Raw genomic sequence first — 1,416 nt, 5'->3', positions numbered from 1 at the left:
GTTTTAAGGGGTTTGTTGTAAAATCTCATCACGCCCCATAGTTGCATTATGGGGCAAATCACGGTTAAAAGGGTTTATCATGCGAAGAAAACATGGTAAAAACTCTTGGTTAGTATTATACATTAAAATCTCTTTTAAGGGGTTTAAAGTGGTCTTTTCTATAGAAAAGTAATGTATTAGCCAAAGTTCCCCTGAGTTTAAAAGCTTAGGGGTTTCCTTATGAAGCGGGTTTGTCCTTGACTTTTGGGGCGTTTTATTTGTTTAAAACCCTGATTTTAGCGCTCATTAAATCGTGGTTTAAAGCTTTTTTGATGTTTTCAAATTGGCGTTTTTTGTTTTTAAGGCTAATGATTTCATTATCCAAAGCGCTTAAAATATTAGCGATAGCGATTTGTTCGTTTAGGGGGGGTAGGGGGATTTCAAAATCTAAAATTTTATCTTTTGAAATGCTATAAGGTGTAGCATTTCTATTTGAAATTTCATATAAATAATTTTGATTAACTTTCAAAAAATAATACAAGAAAATATTTTTTATAATATCTTTATTAGGGTATATACAAAAACAAACATCATTAGCCCAAAATTTATTTTTTTGAAAATTAACATAACCAGCCGTTCCATATTGAGCGATAGTAATTGTATTTTCATATCTATTGAAGTTGTTTGTGTAACCTAAAAAGCCAACTCCACCTGAAACCACAGGGTATTTTCCAAATACATCTAATTCATTTTTTGTTATGCGAACACCCCTTTTAATTTCAGCAATATCCCCAAGCCTCACTCTTTGCCAAGCTTGATTGAAGCCTTTCAAGCGTTTTCTTTGGCTCAATAGTTCAAAGCTTAAAGCTTTTTTAACGCTTTCTTTTTTAAGAATGAGGGCGTCTAAAGAGCAAAGATAACGGTCCACATCGCTTAAAATGTTAGCGATAGCGATTTGTTCGTTTAAATTTTTAGGGCAGAAAACTTCTTTATTTTTAATTAAATCTACATTTAAATTTACTTGTGAGCCTTGTTGCCCGCTTTATAGCCATTCTTTTTCTATATAACATAAAAAATAATATAAGTAATTTAAGTCTATCTTTGGATTTTCAAAAACTACAAAACCATCATGAATACAAGTATCAATTTTAGTGATAATAGGCTTACCAATTGTCGCACACATGCTCATAATCAAACTATTTTGTTTAATAAACCTGCTTTTTTCAATGCCTTTTTTAGAAAGTTTTTGGGCTGTTTTGTATAGAAAACGGCTATTTTTTGAAATATCTGAAATTCTTACCCACCCTACATTAGAATTAGTGCAAAACCATTTAGGATTTTCAATAGGTCTAGGTGATGCCCCTCTTTTAATTTCGGCAATATCCCCAAGCCTCACTCTTTGCCAATTTGAGGGCGTTGTTAATGCGTCCATGCGTT

1 pseudogene is annotated in these 1,416 nt (G+C 32.2%); it reads right to left on the bottom strand.

Features of this window, described 5'->3' with window-relative positions:
• Positions 1-253: 253 nt before the first annotated feature.
• Positions 254-1,411, bottom strand: a pseudogene (locus tag EAL87_RS08305) (restriction endonuclease subunit S).
• Between the last annotated feature and the right edge of the window lie 5 nt (positions 1,412-1,416).

It is taken from the genome of Helicobacter pylori, from assembly GCF_003636935.1.
GTDB lineage: Bacteria > Campylobacterota > Campylobacteria > Campylobacterales > Helicobacteraceae > Helicobacter > Helicobacter pylori_CH.
The sequence above is the reverse complement of the archived record's forward strand: the minus strand, read 5'-3'. Positions and strand labels throughout refer to the sequence as shown.